1 protein-coding gene is annotated in these 557 nt (G+C 67.1%); it reads right to left on the bottom strand.

The genetic code is table 11. From position 1 onward, the window contains the following. The coding region (locus ACYVDE_RS25830) for a hypothetical protein (RefSeq protein WP_460504357.1) at positions 1-557 on the bottom strand (557 nt) is incomplete at both ends.

Genomic DNA, 557 nt, shown 5'->3' with positions numbered 1-557 from the left:
CGCTGCGGCTCCAGTACCTGCGCCGCCCGTAGCCAGCGTAGTGCCGGCTCCGGCCGCCGTGGCCGTGCCGCCAAGAGCGACCGCACCGGCAGTATTATCAGCGGTATTCAAAGCCGCTCCAGCAGATGCGGGCACCTGGGCATTCTGCATCGCTACAGCGCCCGCCGACGTTGCCGTAGCTTCGTTGGCGGCAGTTGATGCTACAGCAGCGGCTTCGCTGCCAGTACCGTAAATCGCAGCGGCATTGCCACCCACTGCATTTTGGCGGCCTAAGCGGCTGTAGGTAGCGGCTACCGTTTCGCCGCGGTTATTAAGTCCACGGCCGTGGCTGGCCGCTTGACGGGCCGATGCCAGCGCCGTTACCGATGCCGCCGAACGGCCCAGGCCGTAGCGACCGGCCACGCTGCCTTGTCCATTACTATTCAGATACTCCGTAGCGGCCTGCTGCGCGCGGCCCGTAGTGGCAGAAGCTACCGCGCCATTGGTGGCGGTAGCCGCATCCAGCGAGCCAGCAGCGCCGGCCGGGCCAAAGCCTCCGCGGGCATCGGCCTGGCTGG

It is taken from the genome of Hymenobacter agri, from assembly GCF_054778495.1.
This window is presented reverse-complemented; position numbering and strand designations above follow the sequence as displayed.